Origin of the sequence: Nocardia sp. NPDC020380 (assembly GCF_044386975.1) — a bacterium.
GTDB lineage: Bacteria > Actinomycetota > Actinomycetes > Mycobacteriales > Mycobacteriaceae > Nocardia.
In genome coordinates this window covers 223,232-241,195 of sequence record NZ_JBIRVQ010000015.1, presented here as the reverse complement: position 1 = coordinate 241,195, position 17,964 = coordinate 223,232, and the positions used below count along the sequence as shown (strand labels likewise).

At 67.5% G+C, this 17,964-nt stretch carries 13 protein-coding genes; 6 read left to right on the top strand and 7 right to left on the bottom strand.

Annotated elements, in window-relative coordinates; translation table 11 throughout:
- Positions 1–8 precede the first annotated feature (8 nt).
- Positions 9–527, bottom strand: coding sequence for a GtrA family protein (locus ACH438_RS36245; RefSeq protein WP_397013802.1), 519 nt, complete (start codon positions 525–527; stop codon positions 9–11).
- The gene (locus ACH438_RS36240) at positions 524–2,716 is read right to left on the bottom strand and encodes a hypothetical protein (RefSeq protein WP_397013879.1); all 2,193 of its coding nucleotides are present in this window, start codon (positions 2,714–2,716) and stop codon (positions 524–526) included. The genes ACH438_RS36245 and ACH438_RS36240 overlap by 4 nt, the downstream gene beginning before the upstream one ends.
- 362 nt (positions 2,717–3,078) lie before the next feature.
- Between ACH438_RS36240 and ACH438_RS36235 the strand changes: the two genes are divergently transcribed.
- On the top strand, positions 3,079–4,110 hold the full coding sequence (locus ACH438_RS36235; protein WP_397013877.1) for a glycosyltransferase: 1,032 nt from the start codon (positions 3,079–3,081) through the stop codon (positions 4,108–4,110).
- A complete protein-coding gene (rffA, locus tag ACH438_RS36230) occupies positions 4,100–5,239 on the top strand; it encodes a dTDP-4-amino-4,6-dideoxygalactose transaminase (RefSeq protein WP_397013800.1) in 1,140 nt (379 codons plus the stop codon). Before ACH438_RS36235 ends, rffA begins: the two co-directional genes overlap by 11 nt.
- Here the strand turns inward: rffA and ACH438_RS36225 are convergent.
- The gene (locus ACH438_RS36225; RefSeq protein ID WP_397013798.1) at positions 5,229–5,987 is read right to left on the bottom strand and encodes an aquaporin; all 759 of its coding nucleotides are present in this window, start codon (positions 5,985–5,987) and stop codon (positions 5,229–5,231) included. The genes rffA and ACH438_RS36225 overlap by 11 nt on opposite strands.
- A 112-nt stretch (positions 5,988–6,099) precedes the next feature.
- Complete coding sequence (locus ACH438_RS36220; RefSeq protein WP_397013875.1) at positions 6,100–9,021, bottom strand: AMP-binding protein; 2,922 nt, start codon at positions 9,019–9,021, stop codon at positions 6,100–6,102.
- 561 nt (positions 9,022–9,582) lie between these two features.
- On the opposite strand from ACH438_RS36220, the gene ACH438_RS36215 reads away from it, so the two are divergent.
- The 4 genes from ACH438_RS36215 to idi are packed head-to-tail and all read left to right on the top strand — an operon-like array spanning position 9,583 to position 14,369.
- The gene (locus ACH438_RS36215) at positions 9,583–10,989 is read left to right on the top strand and encodes a family 2B encapsulin nanocompartment shell protein (protein WP_397013796.1); all 1,407 of its coding nucleotides are present in this window, start codon (positions 9,583–9,585) and stop codon (positions 10,987–10,989) included.
- 12 nt (positions 10,990–11,001) lie between these two features.
- The gene (locus tag ACH438_RS36210; protein WP_397013794.1) at positions 11,002–12,813 is read left to right on the top strand and encodes a family 2 encapsulin nanocompartment cargo protein terpene cyclase; all 1,812 of its coding nucleotides are present in this window, start codon (positions 11,002–11,004) and stop codon (positions 12,811–12,813) included.
- A gap of 51 nt (positions 12,814–12,864) precedes the next feature.
- On the top strand, positions 12,865–13,770 hold the full coding sequence (locus ACH438_RS36205) for a geranyl diphosphate 2-C-methyltransferase (protein ID WP_397013792.1): 906 nt from the start codon (positions 12,865–12,867) through the stop codon (positions 13,768–13,770).
- On the top strand, positions 13,767–14,369 hold the full coding sequence (idi, locus tag ACH438_RS36200; RefSeq protein WP_397013790.1) for an isopentenyl-diphosphate Delta-isomerase: 603 nt from the start codon (positions 13,767–13,769) through the stop codon (positions 14,367–14,369). The genes ACH438_RS36205 and idi overlap by 4 nt, the downstream gene beginning before the upstream one ends.
- A gap of 166 nt (positions 14,370–14,535) precedes the next feature.
- On the opposite strand, the gene ACH438_RS36195 is transcribed toward idi, so the two are convergent.
- The 3 genes from ACH438_RS36195 to ACH438_RS36185 form a co-directional block, all read right to left on the bottom strand.
- Positions 14,536–15,756 (bottom strand): globin domain-containing protein, encoded by a 1,221-nt coding sequence (locus ACH438_RS36195; protein WP_397013788.1) that lies wholly within the window; start codon positions 15,754–15,756, stop codon positions 14,536–14,538.
- Between the two features lie 9 nt (positions 15,757–15,765).
- The gene (locus ACH438_RS36190) at positions 15,766–16,224 is read right to left on the bottom strand and encodes an RrF2 family transcriptional regulator (protein ID WP_397013786.1); all 459 of its coding nucleotides are present in this window, start codon (positions 16,222–16,224) and stop codon (positions 15,766–15,768) included.
- A 76-nt stretch (positions 16,225–16,300) separates the two neighbouring features.
- Positions 16,301–17,824 (bottom strand): NCS1 family nucleobase:cation symporter-1, encoded by a 1,524-nt coding sequence (locus ACH438_RS36185; RefSeq protein ID WP_397013784.1) that lies wholly within the window; start codon positions 17,822–17,824, stop codon positions 16,301–16,303.
- Positions 17,825–17,964 lie beyond the last annotated feature (140 nt).

Genomic DNA, 17,964 nt, shown 5'->3' with positions numbered 1-17,964 from the left:
GGGACAAACTACCGGGCCTCGGTGGCAGGGGGTGCATCGTGGGTGCGGCGGAAGGAGATGTGGCGGTGGCCGAAGTAGCTGGCTATGGCTACGAAGGCCATGACCACGACGGCGGCGGGCTTGTCGGGGGCGTGGAGGAGGGAGACCGCGCCCTGGAGGAGGGCCATGTTGAGGAGCATGCCCACCAGGTTCACGCCTACGAAAGCGATGAAGTCGCGCAGGAGGTGGCCGCGGACTCGGAATACCAAGGTGCGGTGGAGGACGAAGGCTATGACCATGCTGACGCAGTAGGCCAGTGCCACCGACAGGGCGGCGGCCACGTTTTCCGAGACCACGCCGTGCAGGACGGTCAGCCAGATGACGGTGAGGACCATGCCGAGGACGGTGTTGAAGCCGCCGACCAAGGCGTAGGCCACTTCCTGGCGACGGACCAGCCGGAGCAGCGGGCCGGCGGGGCCGGACTCGGCGGGGATCTCGGTGCCGGCCGGCGGGGAGGCCGCGCTGCTCGGGTTGTCGGTGGTTGTCACGAGAGGGAATCCACCAATTCTCGGGTCGATTCCGGGTTGACCGGGTCGGCGTGGTCTTCGTCGGGGCGGCGGCCACGGAACCAGAGGTATTGCAGCAGGCAGAGGCCGAGGAGACCGGCGGCGGCGCTGCCGATGCCGATCTTCCAGCCCGGCGGACGCCAGGTCAGGTCCAGGATCGCGCCCTTGGTGCCCGCGGGGATGTCCACGGCGACAAAGACTTTCGAGACGGTGGTGAAGGGGACGCTCTTACCGTCCAGGGTGAGGCGGTAGCCGGGCCAGGCCAGGCGGGAGAAGATGAGCCGGCCGCCGGTGTCGGAGCTGACGCGCACGCGGCTGGTGGTGTCGGTCTCGGACAACGAGTTCGCCGTGACGTTGCGGGTATCGGCGATGCGGCCGTTCACCGCGGAGATCGGGCCGTTGTCACGCTCCAGCACCCAGATGTACTTCTCGTGCCCGGGCACGTCCACGAAATGCCAGCCGTCCGGGGCGGGTTGGTTGCCGGCGTCGGGGAACATGGCCTTCTGCAACACGACCCGGTCGACCTTCATGAGGTCGGCGAGGGTGCGGCCGGTGCTCGGTTCGAGCGCGAACATGCGCCGGTAGGCGTCGGGGCAGACGCTGCCGTCCCAAATCATGCAGAGCATCTGGCCGAAGTAGTAGTGCCCGTTGGGCGTATAGCCGTTGACGTAGTTGCGTTCCAGGTCCTTGGCGTAGTTGCCCCACACCAGCGACCCGTACGCGCCCTGCAGGCTCTTGTCCGCGGGCTGCAGCAGACCGCGGTCGGAAAGCTGAATCGTGGTGCCGTCGGCGAACTTCGGGAAAACCTGTTTGGCGTCTTCCCGGTTCGCGGGCAGGTTCCACGACATGGGCGTAGGCTGCACGGACCGCACCTGGAAATAGGCGATCGGTATGACGGCGGCCAGGGTCAGCGCGGCCGCCGCTGCGACGCCGCGCGTGCGCCCCAGCCACACCACCGCCGCACCGAGGACCGCCACGATGACCGCTGACAGCACATGCCAGAGCACATCGTGCGGGTCGGCGGAGAAGGTGCGCACCCACAGCGCGAGGATCAGTACCCCGGCGGCAATGCCCCGGTTACGCCAGTTGCGTACCGTGCCGAAGCGCCCGAGCAGTACACACACCAGCACCAGCAGACCCAGCGCCAGCATGGGAAGTACGCGCGCGGGCCAGCGTAGTGGCCCGACGGTGCCCGGCCCCGCGGTCCACATCAGGGCCATGAGCGCGAACAGCGAGATGGAGACGAATTCCTTCCACCGCGCCCGCGCCGCGGCCCAGTCCACGAATGCCAATGCCGGAATCAGGAACCAGGCGATATAGGTCATGGGCAGCGGCTGCACATATCCCCACCACGACTGGAACGCGGGCATCGTGCTCGGCAGGCTGGCATTCAGCGATTCCGACCACGGCACGGTCAGGAACATGTCGTTATTGATCTGCGAATTGCCGCGCCAGCTCACCTGTGCCGACAACATGCTCGGCAGGAAGGTCGCCAGACCGGCGAGACCCGCGCAGCCCGCGGCGGCGGTCAAGCGCAGCAGCGGCAGCCAGGATGCCTTCCCGCGCAGCACCACTTCGCCCACCGCGACGGCCAGCAGCATCAATACCGCTTCCACCGCCGGGAACACGTACTGCACGGTGATCGCGAGGTAGAGGTAGAGGAAGACCGGGATCGGGCCGCCCTTGCCGCGGGCATACCGCACCGAGGAGGCCCAGGCGTGGATCATCCACGCGGTGCCGGTCATGGCCGTGTACCAGCTGGCCTCGTCGAAGAAGAGGAAGAACCCGGTGAAGGGCATGGCCACACCGGCGACCGCGGCCCATTCGGGCCGGGAACCGTATACGAGGCAGACGCGGTACACGCCGAGGCCGGCGATGATCGCGAAGACGAGTTTGACGAGGGTGGCGTACACCGCCAGGTTCGGCACCGAGGGCGTGATCAGGTCGATCAGCAGCTGCGGCGGATTGAAAAGTCCCGCTTCCTCATTGGTGTAATTGCCGGTCATCCACTGCTCGGGAATGAGCAGCGGGAAATGCCCCTCGCGGAAGGCACGACCGAAGAACACCCAGAGCCCGGTGTACTGGGATTCAGTGTCATCGGTGAAGAAGTGCCGGGCATTTGCCAGCACGACCGCGAGGTATCCGAGCGCGACACCGGCGACGGTGATCATGCCCCAGCGGTTCACTGCACGCCGCGCCGCCCGTTCATCGGCCTCGGATTCGGTGGCCCCGACCACCTCGGAAATTGAGCTTTCCACCACGAGTTCCAGACCCTACAGTGCGTTTCGCCGGATGGCATTGTCCCAGTCCGTTGGGAGATTCCGGACGTAAGGAATGATGTGGCCATGATCAGCCCGCGACCCGATTGTCGCGACCTGCAGCGTGTTAAAGTTCACCGCGGCTCGAACTCTGCTGTTCAGCGAGGAGTTCCGGCGCGCACCGTCCTCGAAAGTCGATTGAGCTGATGCCGATTCCGTCTGCCCGCACCCCTCGGTCCGAGACCGATCGACGCGGCGCCCCCGTCCCCGGGCGGGTGCACGCCGTGTCCGTTGTCGTGCCCGTGTACCGGGGCGAGGAGACCATTGCCGCGCTCGTTGCCGAGCTGGACAAACTGGGCGGACCGGTCACGACACCGGACGGCGTGCTCTTCGGAGTGGACGACATCGTGCTGGTGCACGACCACGGCCCCGACCGCTCCGATGTGGTGCTGCAGGAGCTCGCCGAAACCTATCCGCAGGTGCGGGTGGTGTGGATGAGCCGCAACTACGGGCAGGACGCCGCCACCATCGCCGGCATGGCCGCCGCGCACGGCGACTGGACCGTCACCATGGACGAGGACGGGCAGCACGATCCGGCGTTCATCGGCGAATTCCTCGACGCGGCACTGGACCAGCGCGCGGACCTGGTGTATTCCAAGCCCAGCAACACCCGCCCGCACGGCTTCCTGCGCAATATCACCTCGCGCGGCGCGAAGGTGGTGCTGGCCACGCTGTTCGCGTTCCCGGACTCCACCCGCTTCGAGTCCTACCGGTTGATCCGCGGCGATATCGCGCGGCAGCTGGCCGGAGTCGCCTCCAACGGAGTGTATTTGGATGTGGCGCTCACCTGGGTGGTGGGCGATGTCGCGCAGGTGCCGGTCACCTTGCGCGCCGAGGGCCGCGAGGATTCCGGCTACAACTACCGCCGGTTGTTCTCGCTGTTCTGGAAGATGGTGCTGTGCAGCGGAACTCGCGGCCTGCGCCTGGTGAGCCTGCTGGGCGTCACGCTCGCCGTGGTCGGCGGGATCATGGCGGCGTGGGTGGTGTATCAGGCGCTGACCGACAGCAGTTCCGATCCGGAGGGCTGGGCCTCGCTCATGACGGTGCTGCTGTTGTGTTCGGGCGCGGTGCTGTTCTCGCTGGGCCTGATCGCCGAATATCTCGGTGTGGCGTTGCACGTCCTGGTGGGCAAACCGCTATACCTGACAGTGGATTCGCCCACGCCGCGGCCCGAACCGCGCGAAAACCGCTACCGTGAAATCGAATACGACGCAGCAATGAGAGGGACAGACCCGGGTGAGCACTGACCGCATCATCTTCAGCCGCCCGTTCCGTGCCGCGCGTGAGCTGCCCAATGTGGAAGCGGTGCTGTCCTCCGACCACAGTCACGGCGACGGCCCGTTCACCGCGGCCGCGACGGCGAAGCTGCGGGAGGTCACCGGGGCGCCGTACGCACTGCTGACCACCTCGTGCACGCACGCGCTCGAAATGTCCGGGCTGCTGCTGGAACTCGGCCCGGACGACGAGGTCATCGTCCCGAGCTTCGCGTTCACCTCCAGCGCCACCGCCATGGCCCTGCGCGGCGCCACAGTGGTTTTCGCCGATATCGACCTATCCACCGGCAATCTGGACCCGGAGTCGGTGGCGCAGCTCATCACGCCGCGCACCAAGGCCATCATGGTGATCCACTACGGCGGCGTGGCGGCGGACATGGAGGGCCTGCAGCGCCTCGCCGACGCCAATGGCATCGCCATCATCGAGGACAACGCGCACGGCCTGGGTGGCCGCTGGCGGGGCCGCCCGCTGGGCACCATCGGCACCATCGGCGCGCTGAGTTTCCACGACACCAAGAACATTCACTGCGGTGAGGGCGGCGCGGTGCTGCTCACCGACGAGATCCTGATGGCGCGGGCGGAGATCATCCGCGAGAAGGGCACCGACCGGGCGCGGTTCCTGCGCGGCGCGGTGGACAAGTACTCGTGGCAGGACATCGGCTCCAGCTACCTGCCGAGCGAATTGAACGCCGCGGTGCTGGACGCGCAGCTGAGCGAGTTCGACACCATCCAGGAGAACCGGCACCGGGTGTGGAACACCTACGCCGCCGCGCTCCCGGAGTGGGCGCGCCGCAATGATGTCCGGCTCATGACGGTGCCGGCGGATCGCGATCACACGGCGCACCTCTACTACCTGCGGGTGCCCGACGAGCACCGCCGCGACGACCTCATCACGCATCTGGCGCAGCGCGGCATCGTGGCCCCGTTCCATTACGTACCACTGGATTCCAGCCCGGCAGGGCTGAAACTGGGTCGTACTCCGGTGCCGTGCACGCGCAGCGCGGAGTTCTCCGGAACCGTTGTGCGCCTGCCGCTCTGGCCGGGACTGACCGCAGAGCAGCTGGCGCGCGTGGTGGACGGGGTGACCTCCTTCACCGTCTGACCGGGCGGCCGTGCACGGCGGCGTAGACCAGCGCGCCGATCACCCCGCCGACCAGCGGGAAGACGATGAAGGCCCACAACTGTCCGAGGGCGTCGTCCTGGAACGGCGCCGAGGCGAGACTGCGGGCCGGGTTGATCGAGGCATTGTCGACCGGGATGGCGACCAGATTGGTCACGGCCAGGGTGATGCCGATGGCCAGCCCGGCGAGCGCGGTATCGGCCACCTGTTCGGTCACCGACAGCACCACGAACACCAGTAGCGCGGTCAGCACCACCTCGACCGTGATCGTGGCCCACAGCCCGTACCCGTCCTGCCCGCCCTTCGCGGCTGGACTGTATTCGCCGAATCCGTTGGCGGCCAATCCGTCCGCGCGGTGATATCCGGGCAGGCCACCGGCTATCGCGTAGACGAGCAGTCCGGCGAGGAGCGCGCCGGCCGCCTGTGCGGCCACGTACAGGCTCGCGGCCACGACCGAAATGCGGCCCAGCGCCAGGTGACCGAGCGTCACCGCCGGATTGATATGGCACCCGGACACCCGGCCGATGGCGTAGACCAGGCACAGCAGGGTGAATCCGAATGCCAGTGAGACCCCGAGCGCCCCGACCCTGCCGCCGGCCAGTACCGCCGTCCCGACACCTGCGAATACCAGCACAAAAGTACCGACCCCCTCGGTCAGTACTCTGCGCAGGATCGGAACCTCGTCCCGATCGACGTCTTCCGCAACTTCCGTGCGTGTGCCCTGCGTCATCCCGCCTACCCCCTTCGAGGTAAGTCGATCCGGAAATATGATGTTGGATAAGGCTTTTCAGCCTCACCCACACACCACTACACGGATCGGCGGGCCCGCCGGTTCAACCGGATCAGGCGAACAGGCGGGTGACCAGTTCGGGGGTGAGCACCTCGTAGGCCTCGGATTCCCGGTTGTACCACCAGGTCCGGTCGTCGGGTTCGGCGCGGCCCGCGGCCTGCACCGCCCGCGTGGACGGACGGAAGGTGGAACTGCGCGGGATCTCGTCGACCACGTAGACGATGTCCGGCCGCTGCGCCGGCGGCAGCGCGCGCACGGCCTCGCTGACATCCTTGGGCGCCAGGGTGAAACCGTCACGGACGCTCACCGCCGCCACCGCGAGGATGCGGTCGCGCACCGGCACCGCGAAGGCGACCTCCATGTCCACGGCGGTGATGTCGTTCAGCAGGTCCACGATGGGCTGGGTGTAGACCGGCCCGCGCGGCGTGTGAATGACGGTGTCGCGCCGGTCCATCAGCCAGTAGTCCCCGTCGCTGTCGCGGCGGAAGAGGTTCTCGGTGGGCATCCAGGAGTCGCCGGGCGCGAAGACGCCGCGCAGGCCGCCGGCCGAGAGGTCGACGGTGTCGGAAGCGGTGCCGATGAGCAACCCCACCTCGTTGTCGGCGCAGCGGCGCGCGAAACCCGAATCGTCGACCAGGATCTCGTCGGTGGTCGGGTCGTAGGCGATGAGCTCGACGCGCGCGGTGCCGGGCACCGGCCGGCCCTTGCAGGCGATCTTGATGCCGGACACGTTGGCCAGCACCACATCTCCCTCGATGGAGGCGTAGAACTCCAGCACGCGGGCGTCGAACCGCTCCTGGGTGCGCCGCCACAATCCCGCGGGCATACCGGAACCGATGAACAACCGGATCGGATGCGGATGCCCGTTCGGGAAGTTGTCGGCGTCCAGGATGTCGCGCATCATGGTCCAGGTGTAGGTGACCACCGTGACGCCGTACCGGTGCACCTCCTCGGCGAACTGCGCCGGATCCAGCGAACGCGCCAGCGCGATGCGGCTGCCACCCGCCACCGCGCCACCCAAGCTGACTAATAGTCCAGAGGAATGGTGCAGCGGCGCAAGGCAATACACGGTGTCGTTGCGGTCCAGGTCGGCCGCGGTCGCGGTACCGAACGCGGACAGCGCCCACCGGTGATTGGTGATGTATTTGACGTCGAAGTGATCGCCCGTCCCGGTGACCAGGATGAACGCGAGCTCACGCGCCAGGCCCGGATTGGGCCGGTACCACGCGGGCAGGCTGACCGCGTCCGGGTCGATCTGCTCCATATCGACGACATCGCTGCCGTGCGGGATGCCGAGGTGATCGGTGCCCGCGTCGCGCGATCCACCGCCGAGCACCAGCACCCGATGCCCGGTGGCCACGGCGGCCGCCAGGTTCTCCGGATCCGCGAGCAGCAGTCGCGCCCCGGTCAGTTCGACCACCTTGGACAGTTCACTGCCCGGCGCCAGCAGCACCGCGACCGCGCCCAGCCGGGACAGGGCCGCGATGGCGACCAGGGCACTGGGCCGGGTCTCCATGACCACGCCGACCCGGGTGGCCGGGCGCACGCCGACGGAGATGAGGCCGCGCACCACATTGTCGATGCGCTGGTTCACCGCCTTGTTGGTATGCACGCGATCCTCGAACAGGAAGCATTCCCGCGACGGATTGTTCCGCGCGTGCTCGCCGAGCAGCCGGCCCAGCGAGATCCGGGTGTGCGGCTGGATCATGCCGAGGCGGGTGAGGCGGGGCAGCGCGCGGGCGGCCTCGCCGGTGAGTTCGACTGTGCCGCGCAGCGTCTGTCCCGCGACGCCCTCGATGGTCTTGCCCAGGCTGGTGCCGGCCTCGGCCAGGCTGCCGAGCGCGTGCACCGCGCGGGTGAAGCCGGAGCTGGGGCCCTTGCGCGCCACCTCGAGGCTCATGTGCTGGATCTGCTCGGGCAGCTCGCCGCGGCCGGACTGCCAGTTCACCCAGTCGCGCACCAGCGGCCAGGTCTGGCGGGTGGCGGTGGAACCGGAGACGAGGCCGAAATGCCCTGCGATCAAACTGGCTTCGTACACCTCGGCGTTGGGTGCGGCGCGCACGATGCCGCGCACGGCGGCGGGCTGGCCGATATCGTCGACCTCACCGACGAAGGCCAGGATCGGGCACTTCAGCTCGGCCAGCGAGATGAGCTGATCGCGGATCACGAAGCCGCCCAGCATCATTCGATTGTGCTTCACGAACTGCTGCAGCAGATCGGTGAGCGCGGGACCGGGGTAGCCGAGCCAGCCCTCGCCCTCCAGGAAGCGGCGCTGGCGTTCCTTGGGCAGCAGGGCGTCGCGGTTGTGCAGCTGGCGCAGGAAGTCCAGCCGGGCGCGGGCGGTCTTGACCGGGTCCAGGGCCTGGAAGCCCAGGCGCACCATGGAATCGGTGATCGGCAACCGGTTCAGCACATGGTCGGTGAGGAAGTCGGCGGCGTCGGAGACCAGGCCGTGCGGCAGCCCGAACGGCATGCCGGCGACGGCGTCCACCGGGCTGCCGAAGGTGACGATGGATTCCACGCCCTTGCCGTAGCGGTAGGCCGCGGTCTGATAGGCGAACATGCCGCCCTGCGAGTAGCCCATGAGATGGACGGCGCGCCCGGTCAGCTCGGTGACGGTGTCGACGGCGCTGCTGACGGCGAGCACATGGTCGGCGAGGTCGCGGTCCCAGCCGCCCTCCTCGGTGGCGGGTGAGCCGAAATCGACCACCCAGCAATCGATTCCGGCGCTGTGCAGCATGCCGACGGCCCCGTCCGCGGCATTCACGTCCCAGATCTCGGCGCTCACCATGATGGGCGGGACCAGCACCACGACGGGCCGATCGGCGGTGGTGTCGTCCGGGAAATAGTGCCGCAGGCGGTACATGCGCTTGCGCTCGGTGACCTCGTACGGCGAGGACTCGATGTCGTGAGCCAGTCCCCCGAACCGGATCACCTCCAGTCCGTTCTGGGCCGTCGCCACCAGGCGCTGCATCGGACCCACCACGGACCTCGTATTGAATTTCACGGCTTTGCTCCCAGCCTCACCCTGCTCGTGACCAGCGTCATCCGCCCCGACGCGTCCCGATGAGCTTGCCATAAGGCCAGCTTACTTCGCGGGGCTTGTGACCAGCACCATGAGGGCTACCGGATACAGACCGATCGGCCTTCTCAAACGTAGCAATCAGCAAGCAGATCCGACCGTCCGGTTGTTCGGCGAAAATCGTGTGAACCTGCGAATCCACCCATCCGAGACAACATTCCCCCGGTCATCATCGAGTTGCCGAGACCCACCGCGCGCCTTGGTATTCCGCGAGTGCGAGGCGGCAAAGTCCACAGCGGGACTCACAGCAATGTACTGGCCATCATGTTTATGCGTTTTACTGCGGCCGTACAACGAGCGGAACTACCATCGGTATCGCTGGAACGCACTGTCGCGCTTGTTCTTTCACTCACTCATTCAGCTCTTGCAGACCCGGACGGGCCTGCTGTTTCGCCATGGACTCCACCGCTTTTGCTGATAATCGCGGTGGCCCTTAGAGGTGAGGACCGCAGCATGACCATCGAATCCCCCATCCAGACCGAAACCAATCACCGCAAATCCCTCAGTACCGCCGCCGCCCATCAGCTGGCGCACACCACCAAATCCGAACCCCAGATGCAGGGCATCACCTCCCGGTGGCTGACCCGTGCGCTGCCCTGGAGCCAGGTGAAAGGTGGTATCTACCGCGTCAACCGGCGACTCACCCATACGGTCGGCAACGGCGAGGTGGAATTCATCATCGACGGCCCGCATGCCCGGGTCATTCCCCTGGAACTGCAGGAACTGCCGCAGCTGCGGACCTTCGACGACGAAGAGATCCTGGCGACCGTGGCCCGGCGCTTCGAACAGCGCGACCTCGATCCCGGCACCGTGGTCGCCGAATTCGGCAACCCCATGGACCAGGTCATGCTGATCGTGCACGGCAAGCTCTCCAAGATCGGCACCGGCGAATACGGTGAGACCACCAAGCTCGGTATGCTGGCCGGCGGCGATTTCTTCGGCGATGAAACCCTCACCGACGGCGACGTGCTCTGGCCGGTGACGGTCAAGACGGTCACCCCGACCACCATGCTCGTGCTCCCCCGCGAGGCGCTCAACAGGCTGCTGGAGGACATTCCGCCACTGCAGCGGCATCTGGACGCCATCGCCGCCGCACCGCCCAAGCCGCAGAACAAACACGGCGAGGCCGAAATCCGGGTCTCCTCCGGCCATTCCGGGGAACCACTGCTCGAAGGCACCTTCGTCGACTACGACGCCCAGCCCCGCGAATACGAGCTCAGCCTGGCGCAGAGCGTGCTGCGGGTGCACACCCGCGTCGCGGACCTGTTCAACGACCCGATGGATCAGATCGAACAGCAGTTGCGGCTTACCATCGAAGCCCTCTACGAGCGCCGCGAATACGACCTGGTGAACAACGAGGACTTCGGGCTGCTCAACAACTGCGATCTCAAGCAGCGCATCTACGCCGAGTCCGGTGCGCCGACCCCGGACGATATGGACGAGCTGCTCGCCATGCGGCGCAGCACCAAACTGTTCCTGGCCCACCCCAAGGCGATCGCGGCGTTCGGGCGCGAATGCAACAAGCGTGGCCTCTACCCGGATCCGGTGGAGATCGACGGGCATCGCGTGCCCGCCTGGCGCGGCGTCCCCATCTACCCGTGCAGCAAGATCCCGGTCAGCGATACCCAGACCACCTCGATTCTCGCCATGCGCACCGGCGAGAAGGAGCAGGGCGTGATCGGCCTGCGGCAGACCGGAATTCCGGACGAGTACGAGCCCAGCCTGAACGTGCGGTTCAAGGGCATCGACGACCAGTCGATCATCTCCTACCTGGTCTCCTGTTACTACTCGGCCGCCGTCCTGGTCCCCGACGCGCTCGGCATCCTCGACAACGTCCTGGTCGCCCGGCAGTCCGACTGATCGGAGCAGGCCATGTCGGTGCTCTCCCGCGCCGCGGCGCCGCCCGCCACCCACGAGGTGGCGGCGGCTGTCGCCGCGCTCCTGACCAACCTGGATCCCACCGTCCCGGCAGTGCTCTTCGGTACGAAACGCCCTGCCGCACTCGATGATTCACGACCCGGCGAGTCCGATACCACCGAGTCGCACGGCCCCCGCCTGCTCGGCCCCAGAGGTCTCGGCGCCCCCGCCGTGACCCCATCCCTCCCCACTCTCGAGGCCATCGCTCAGATCGCCCAGCAGGCAGCCCAACCTCCCTCCCCCTCCGGCGGCGCGGTCGCACCGGTCCACGCCGCACCTCCCGCCCGCGGACCCCAGGGCCCGATCCCCCGGGGCCTCGGTTCCGGTGGCCTACCCGCGGCGCCGCCCGAAAACTCTGCTCCCGCAGCATCATCGGGTGCTGCGGCGCGGCGCTCGACGCCCGCCGGACCGACCGGACTCGGTAGCTCCGAGGGCGGGCGGACCGTCCCGGGCAGCGCCGCATCCCCTACCGGTGCGGCCACACCCGGGCGGCCGGGGCGAATGCCGCAGGGGCCCAACGGTCTCGGAACTACCTCGGCGCACTGTCGGCGGCCCAACCAGCCGATCCAGGACGCGCCGGCTGCACCGACGTCCCCGGCAGCCCGCGCCGACACGGTGGTCGAGGCGGACGCTGCGGCTCCGGCGGTCGCCACCTCGGTGGCCGTCGCGCCGGGGGCGCCGAGTGCGGTGGCGCCGAGTACGGCGAACGGGACCGGGCGGCAGGTTTCGCACGGGCCCAGCGGGATCGGGACCTCCTTCACGCGGCGGAAGGCGAAGGAGCAGGTCATTCCCACGCTGTACTGCCCGCCGCCGGTGCGGGACGATCCGGTGCTGGCGGCGGCGGTGAACGAGGGGATTCTGGCCTGGGCGCAGGCCATCGGGCTGTACGAGGGCCGGCTGGACGAATTGCGGAAGGCCGACTTCGGGCGGTTGATCATGCTGGCGCATCCGGACTGCGATGACGCGGATCGGCTACTGGCGGTGGCCAAGTGCGCGGTGTCGGAGTGGTCGGTGGACGACTACTACTGCGAGGAGGATGCCAGCGATATCGCACCGGACGGGAGCAAGTCCACCGCGGCGGCGGAACTCGGGCCCCGGCTCGAATTGGCCGCCGCGACAATGGATCCCGTGTTCCTACCGGCCCGGTATCAGGCGCAGGTGGAGAAGGCGCTGCAGAGCGATCCGATTCTGCGGGCCTTCCGGACCTCCTTCGAGCATCTGTCCCAGTTCGCCTCGCCCACCCAGGTGGCGCGGCTGCGGACCGAGATCGGCGGCTGGTTCATCGCGCTCGGCGCGGAGGCCGGCTGGCGCACCGCGGGCCGCATGCCACCGGTCTGGGAGTACCTGCTGAATCGGCAGCCGCACAGCTTCCTGCCGTGCATGGCCCCGCTCGACGCGGTGGGCGGCTACGAACTCCCGGCGGCCGAATACACCGATCCCCGGGTGCGCAAGGTGACCACCACCGCCGCGCTCGCCAGCCAGATGGTCAACGACCTCTACTCGATGGCCCGCGAAGACCTCTCCGACGGCAGGGAATTCAATCTGCCGACGGTGCTGGCCGCCGAGGAACAGTGCTCACGCCGCGAGGCCGTGCAGCGCACCGCCGAGGTCCACGACGAACTGGTGCACCGCTTCGAGGCCGAGGCGAGCGTGCTCGCCGCCACCGGCTCCCCCGAACTACGCCGCTTCCTCGGCGGCCTGTGGGCCTGGATGGGCGGCAATCGCGCCTGGCACGCCGACAGCCGCCGCTACAACGAGCGGACCTGAGCCCCGGCCGGGTTCCGCTGTCTCTATCCGCGATCGAGAGGATGATCTCGCATGACCATGCTCCACTCCGACGGCACTTCCGAAGCCGGCACGACCGAGGCCCCCGCCCGCGGCGTCCTGAAGACCGACTATCAGAAGTCGGTCGCCGCCTACTGGAACAACAACCCCAACGACGACCGGGTGAACACCAAACTCGGTGAGGTGGACGGGCTCTACCACCATCACTACGGCATCGGCGAGCCGGACTGGTCGGTCCTGGAAGGCCCCGAGGCGACCCGTCAGGAGCGCATCGTCGCGGATCTGCACCGGCTGGAGACCGCACAGGCCGATCTGCTGCTGGACAGCCTCGGCGATGTCCGCCCCGGCGACCGGCTCATGGACGGCGGATCCGGCCGCGGCGGAACGAGTTTCATGGCCAATCAGCGGTTCGGCTGCGGCGTGGACGGCGTCACCATCTCCGAATACCAGGTGAACTTCGCCAATGCGCAGGCGGCGGACCGCGGGGTGGCGGACAAGGTGAAGTTCCACTTCGCGAACATGCTCGACACCGGTTTCGAGACGGGTTCCCGGCGGGGCATCTGGACCAATGAAACCACCATGTACGTCGATCTTTTCGAGCTGTTCGCGGAGTTCTCGCGACTGCTCGAACCGGGCGGACGGTACGTCTGCATCACCGGTTGCTCGAACGATCTGTTCGGCGCCCGCTCGGCCTCGGTGAGCTGGATCGACGCCCACTACGGCTGCAATATCCATCCGCGCAGCCGCTACTTCGCCGCACTGGCCGCCAACGGCCTGGTGCCCGCCGCCGTGACCGACCTCACCGCGGCCACCATCCCGTACTGGGAAATGCGCACGAAGTCCGAGCTCGCGACGGGTGTGGAGAAGCCCTTCCTGACCTCCTACAAGGAGGGGAGTTTCCAGTACCTGTTGATCGCCGCCGATAAGGTGGGCAAGTGACCGGCACTATCGACGCATCCGACGCCACCCCGGCGGTCGACCGTGAAACCCTGCTCGTCGAGCTCGTGGACGAGCAGGGCCGACCGGTCGGCTCGCTGCCGGTGGCGGCGGCGCACACCGCACCGGGACGCCTGCACCGGGCGTTCTCGGTGCTGCTGTTCGATCCCGAGGGCCGGGTGCTGCTGCAGCAGCGCGCGGCCGTGAAGACCCGATTCCCGCTGCTGTGGACCAATACCTGCTGCGGGCATCCCGCACCCGGCCAGGATGTCGCCGAGGCCGCCGCCATCCGCCTGCAGGAAGAGATGGGCCTGTCCGCCGAACTGACCGAGGTGGGCAAGTTCACCTATCAGGCCGACGACCTGAGCACCGGCCGTGTCGAGTACGAATTCGACCACGTGCTCATCGGCCGGCTGACGGACGCCACTCCCGCACCCGATCCGGCCGAGGTCGAGGAGATCGCCTGGATCGACCCCGCCTCGCTGGCCCCCGCGGTGGCCGCCTACCCGCAGCGCTACACCCCGTGGCTGGGCGGTGTGCTGAGGGTGATCGCCGCGTCCGGCCGGACCCCGCGCCCGAATACGGGCCACGCTCCGGCCTGATCCACCGGACCCCGAGCAGTCCCGGGCGGCCGCGACCACTGCCCGGAACGAAGGCCGGGAGCCTGTACGGGCATGCGCCATGAAGGGCGCCGCACAGGCTCCCGGCCTACAGGGGTTTCGAACAGCTGCGACGCCTGCCGGTCAGACGGCCGCGTCGGGCAGCCAGTCAGTCGAGCAGCCAGTCATTGGGCGCGAAGAGCTCGAAATGCACTCGGTTGCCGGAGATTCCGGCGGCATTCAGCTGCGTGCGGACCGACTGCAGGAAACCGCTGCCACCGCACAGGTAGTAGTCCGCGTCCGCCGGGAGCTCGATTCCGGCCAGGTCCATCAGGCCGGTGAGGTCCTCCTCGTACCAGGCGTGCGTTTCCGCATTGCCCAGGCCCGCAATCAGATCCGTGACGCGTTCGCGCAGCGGGTGCGTGGTGGCCGACCGGTCGGCATGCAGGATGAGAACGGGCCGGGCGGGCGACTCCGCGGCCAGGTATTCGAGAATGCCGGCCATCGGGGTGATGCCGATACCCGCGGAGATCAGGACCAGCGGCGTAGTGGCCGCCGGGTCGATGGTGAGATCACCGAACGGCAGGGTGATCTGGAGCCGATCGCCGACGCCGACGGTGTCGTGCAGCCAGGTCGAGACCTCCCCGGCCGGAGTCCCGGCCTCCGCCACCACCTTTCGCACCGCGAAGGCCAGCCGGCCGCCGCCGGAACGGTTGGTGAGGCTGTATTGCCGCAGCTGACGGGCGCCGTCGGGCAGGTCCGCGCCGACCGAGACGTACTGGCCGGGCACGAATTCCGGCAGTGACCGCTCGGCATCCGCGGATTCCACCACGAATACCGCCACCCCGGACGGATCGTCGATGCGCTGCACCACCCGGGTTTCCCGGAACACGTCCCCGGCCTCGACGCCGGCCCCCGCGTAGAGCGACTGCTCGAAGTCGATGAGAGTGGTTGCCATCAGCCAATACACACGATCCCAGGCGGCGACCGCCGCGGTGACCGTCTCCGCGCCCAGTACCTCGACGATCGCGGCGAACAGATGCTCGTGCACGATCCGGTATTCGGCGGCGGTGACGCCCAGCGAGGCGTGCTTGTGGCCGATGCGGGACAACAACTCTCGCGGATGCGGCAGGGCCGGATCCACCAGGTGGGTGGCATAGGTGGCGATGGACGCGGCGAGCGCCCGCTGCTGTGCGCCCTGCTGCTGGTTGCCGCGATTGAAGCGGTCGCGCAGCAGCTCCGGGTGCGCCGTGAACAGCTTGCGATAGAAGAGCGGAGTGATGTCGTCGATCCGGGCCCCGACGAGCGGTAGCGTCGCCCGGATGACTTCGGCGTGCTCGGCTTCCAATTCGAAGGCCGCGGGCAGCGCGGAATCCGGTGCGAGCGTCATGGGGATCTCCTATTCGTTTGCGAATGCGGCCGTCGGCATGTGCGGCAGGTACAGCAAATCCACGGTCCGCTGATCCACCACGTCGATGATCGTGTAGCGATCGAGCTCGGCGTAGAAGGCCTCCTGGGCCCGCCCGAGGGCGCCCCGCAAATTGCAGGCACCCGCGAGCGGGCAGGGATTGTCGCCGGCGCATTCGATGACCTCGCAGTCGCCCTCGAGGGCGCGCGTGATCTTTCCGAGGGTGGTGGTGCGGCCGGCGGCAGTGAGGAAGATGCCGCCGGTACGTCCGCGCTGGGACTCCACGAACCCGAGTTCGGCGAGTTTGGAGACCGCCTTGGCCACGTAGTTCTCCGAGGCGTTCACCTGTCTGGCAATGAGTTTGACGGTGACTCGTTCCTCGGCGCCACTACTGACGGCCAGTCGCATGAGGGCGCGCAATCCGAGATCTGTGAACCGGGAGAGCTGCATGTCTCCTACGGTACTAATTCCGACTGGGAAAAGCAGATTTCGGCGGTGTGCGTTTTAATACGCGCCCCCGTGCGGATTATGTAACCGGCGCCACAGTCTTATTCGACTGCGAATTCATACCCGGCAAATATTTGGCGATCACGACATATGTCACCAGCGCCAGCCCGCATCCGATGAACCAGCTGTATTGCGCGGCGGTGTTCATCCCGTACAGGCTCGTCGCCAGCACCGGGAAGACCGCGAAGGCCGCGCCCACCACGGTCGCGATGACCGCCACCGGATTGAATCCCTTGCGGTACCAGTACCTTCCGGACTCCGACATGGTGAACAGGTCGTCCACCACGATGGTCCGCTTGCGCACCAGGTAGTAGTCCGCGATCAGCACCCCGAACAGCGGGCCGATGAAAGCCCCGAGGACTTCCAGCGTGTAATGGATGACATCCGGATTGTTGTACAGATTCCACGGCGTGATCAGCACCGACCCGATCGCGGCGATCATGCCGCCCATGCGCCAGCTGATCCGCTGCGGGCTCACATGCGAGAAATCGAAGGCCGGCGAAATGAAGTTGGCGACGATATTGATGCCGACCGTCGCGATGGTGAAGGTCAGGGCGCCCAGCACGATCGCGAAGGTGGAGTCGATGCGCGCCACGGTCTCCACCGGATCGGTGATGAGCTGCCCGTATACCGGAATGGTCAGCGACGCGGTGATCACCACCAGCAGCGAGAACGCGAGGAAGTTCACCGGCAGGCCGAGCAGGTTCCCGCGCCGCACCGCCCCCAGCGACTTGGCGTACCGCGAGAAGTCACCGAAGTTCAGCATGGGACCGGAGAAGTACGACACCACCAGCGCGATGGCGCCCAGCACCACCGGCAGCGCATCCCAGCCGTGGTACTTCACCGAACCGAGCTGCAGATTGATCGCACCCCAGCCGGCCTTGTGGATCAGGTATCCGCACAACGCGAACATGACGACATAGACGGCGGGACCGCAGAAGTCGATGAACTTGCGGATCGACTCCATGCCCTGCCAGAACACCGCCGCCTGGATCACCCACAGCACGAGGTAGGCGCACCAGCCCAGCAGCGACAGGCCCAGGAATCCGTAATGGCTCGCCACCGCGTAGGGCGCGAGACCCGGAAACAGTTTGATCGCAACCACTATCAGCGCCGCCGAGGCGAGGTAGGTCTGAATTCCGTACCAGGCCACCGCGATCAGGCCGCGGATGATGGCCGGGATGTTCGCGCCGATCACCCCGAAGGCGCTGCGGCACACGACCGGGTACGGGACACCGGCCCGCTGACTGGGCGCGGCCACCAGATTGCAGAGGAAATATACGATCGTGATGCCGATCAGCAGGGCGGCCAGCACCTGCCAGCCCGCCAGGCCGAGCGCGAAAAGGCTACCGGCGGTGACGTATCCGCCGACGCTGTGCACATCCGACATCCAGAACGCGAAAATGTGATATGAACCCCACCGCTGCTCCTTCAGGGGAGCCAGATCGTCATTGGTGAGGCGTGGGTCGTAGGCCGGCGGTGGGGCCGCGGCCTTCGTGTCCGCCGAGGTCGACGCTGCGGCGGGGGTGACGATATCGGTCATGGTGCATCCGATCCGAATTCCAGTGATGTCCGGATCACCATAGGGAGAGGCTATTGCCCCTCCGTTGCACGACCATTGCCCGCCCATTGCGGAATCCGTATATCGTTTTCCGGGGGTTCACACGGGCCGGTTCCGGGTGG

What these genes read in the sequence shown, in the direction of transcription:
- ACH438_RS36240 (WP_397013879.1), bottom strand. Translation starts at nt 2,716, where the DNA reads ATGATCACCGTCGCCGGTGTCGCGCTCGGATACCTCGCGGTCGTGCTG.
- ACH438_RS36225 (WP_397013798.1), bottom strand. Translation starts at nt 5,987, where the DNA reads ATGACGCAGGGCACACGCACGGAAGTTGCGGAAGACGTCGATCGGGAC.
- ACH438_RS36220 (WP_397013875.1), bottom strand. Translation starts at nt 9,021, where the DNA reads ATGCAGCGCCTGGTGGCGACGGCCCAGAACGGACTGGAGGTGATCCGG.
- ACH438_RS36215 (WP_397013796.1), top strand. Translation starts at nt 9,583, where the DNA reads ATGACCATCGAATCCCCCATCCAGACCGAAACCAATCACCGCAAATCC.
- ACH438_RS36210 (WP_397013794.1), top strand. Translation starts at nt 11,002, where the DNA reads ATGTCGGTGCTCTCCCGCGCCGCGGCGCCGCCCGCCACCCACGAGGTG.
- ACH438_RS36205 (WP_397013792.1), top strand. Translation starts at nt 12,865, where the DNA reads ATGACCATGCTCCACTCCGACGGCACTTCCGAAGCCGGCACGACCGAG.
- ACH438_RS36195 (WP_397013788.1), bottom strand. Translation starts at nt 15,756, where the DNA reads ATGACGCTCGCACCGGATTCCGCGCTGCCCGCGGCCTTCGAATTGGAA.
- ACH438_RS36190 (WP_397013786.1), bottom strand. Translation starts at nt 16,224, where the DNA reads ATGCAGCTCTCCCGGTTCACAGATCTCGGATTGCGCGCCCTCATGCGA.
- ACH438_RS36185 (WP_397013784.1), bottom strand. Translation starts at nt 17,824, where the DNA reads ATGACCGATATCGTCACCCCCGCCGCAGCGTCGACCTCGGCGGACACG.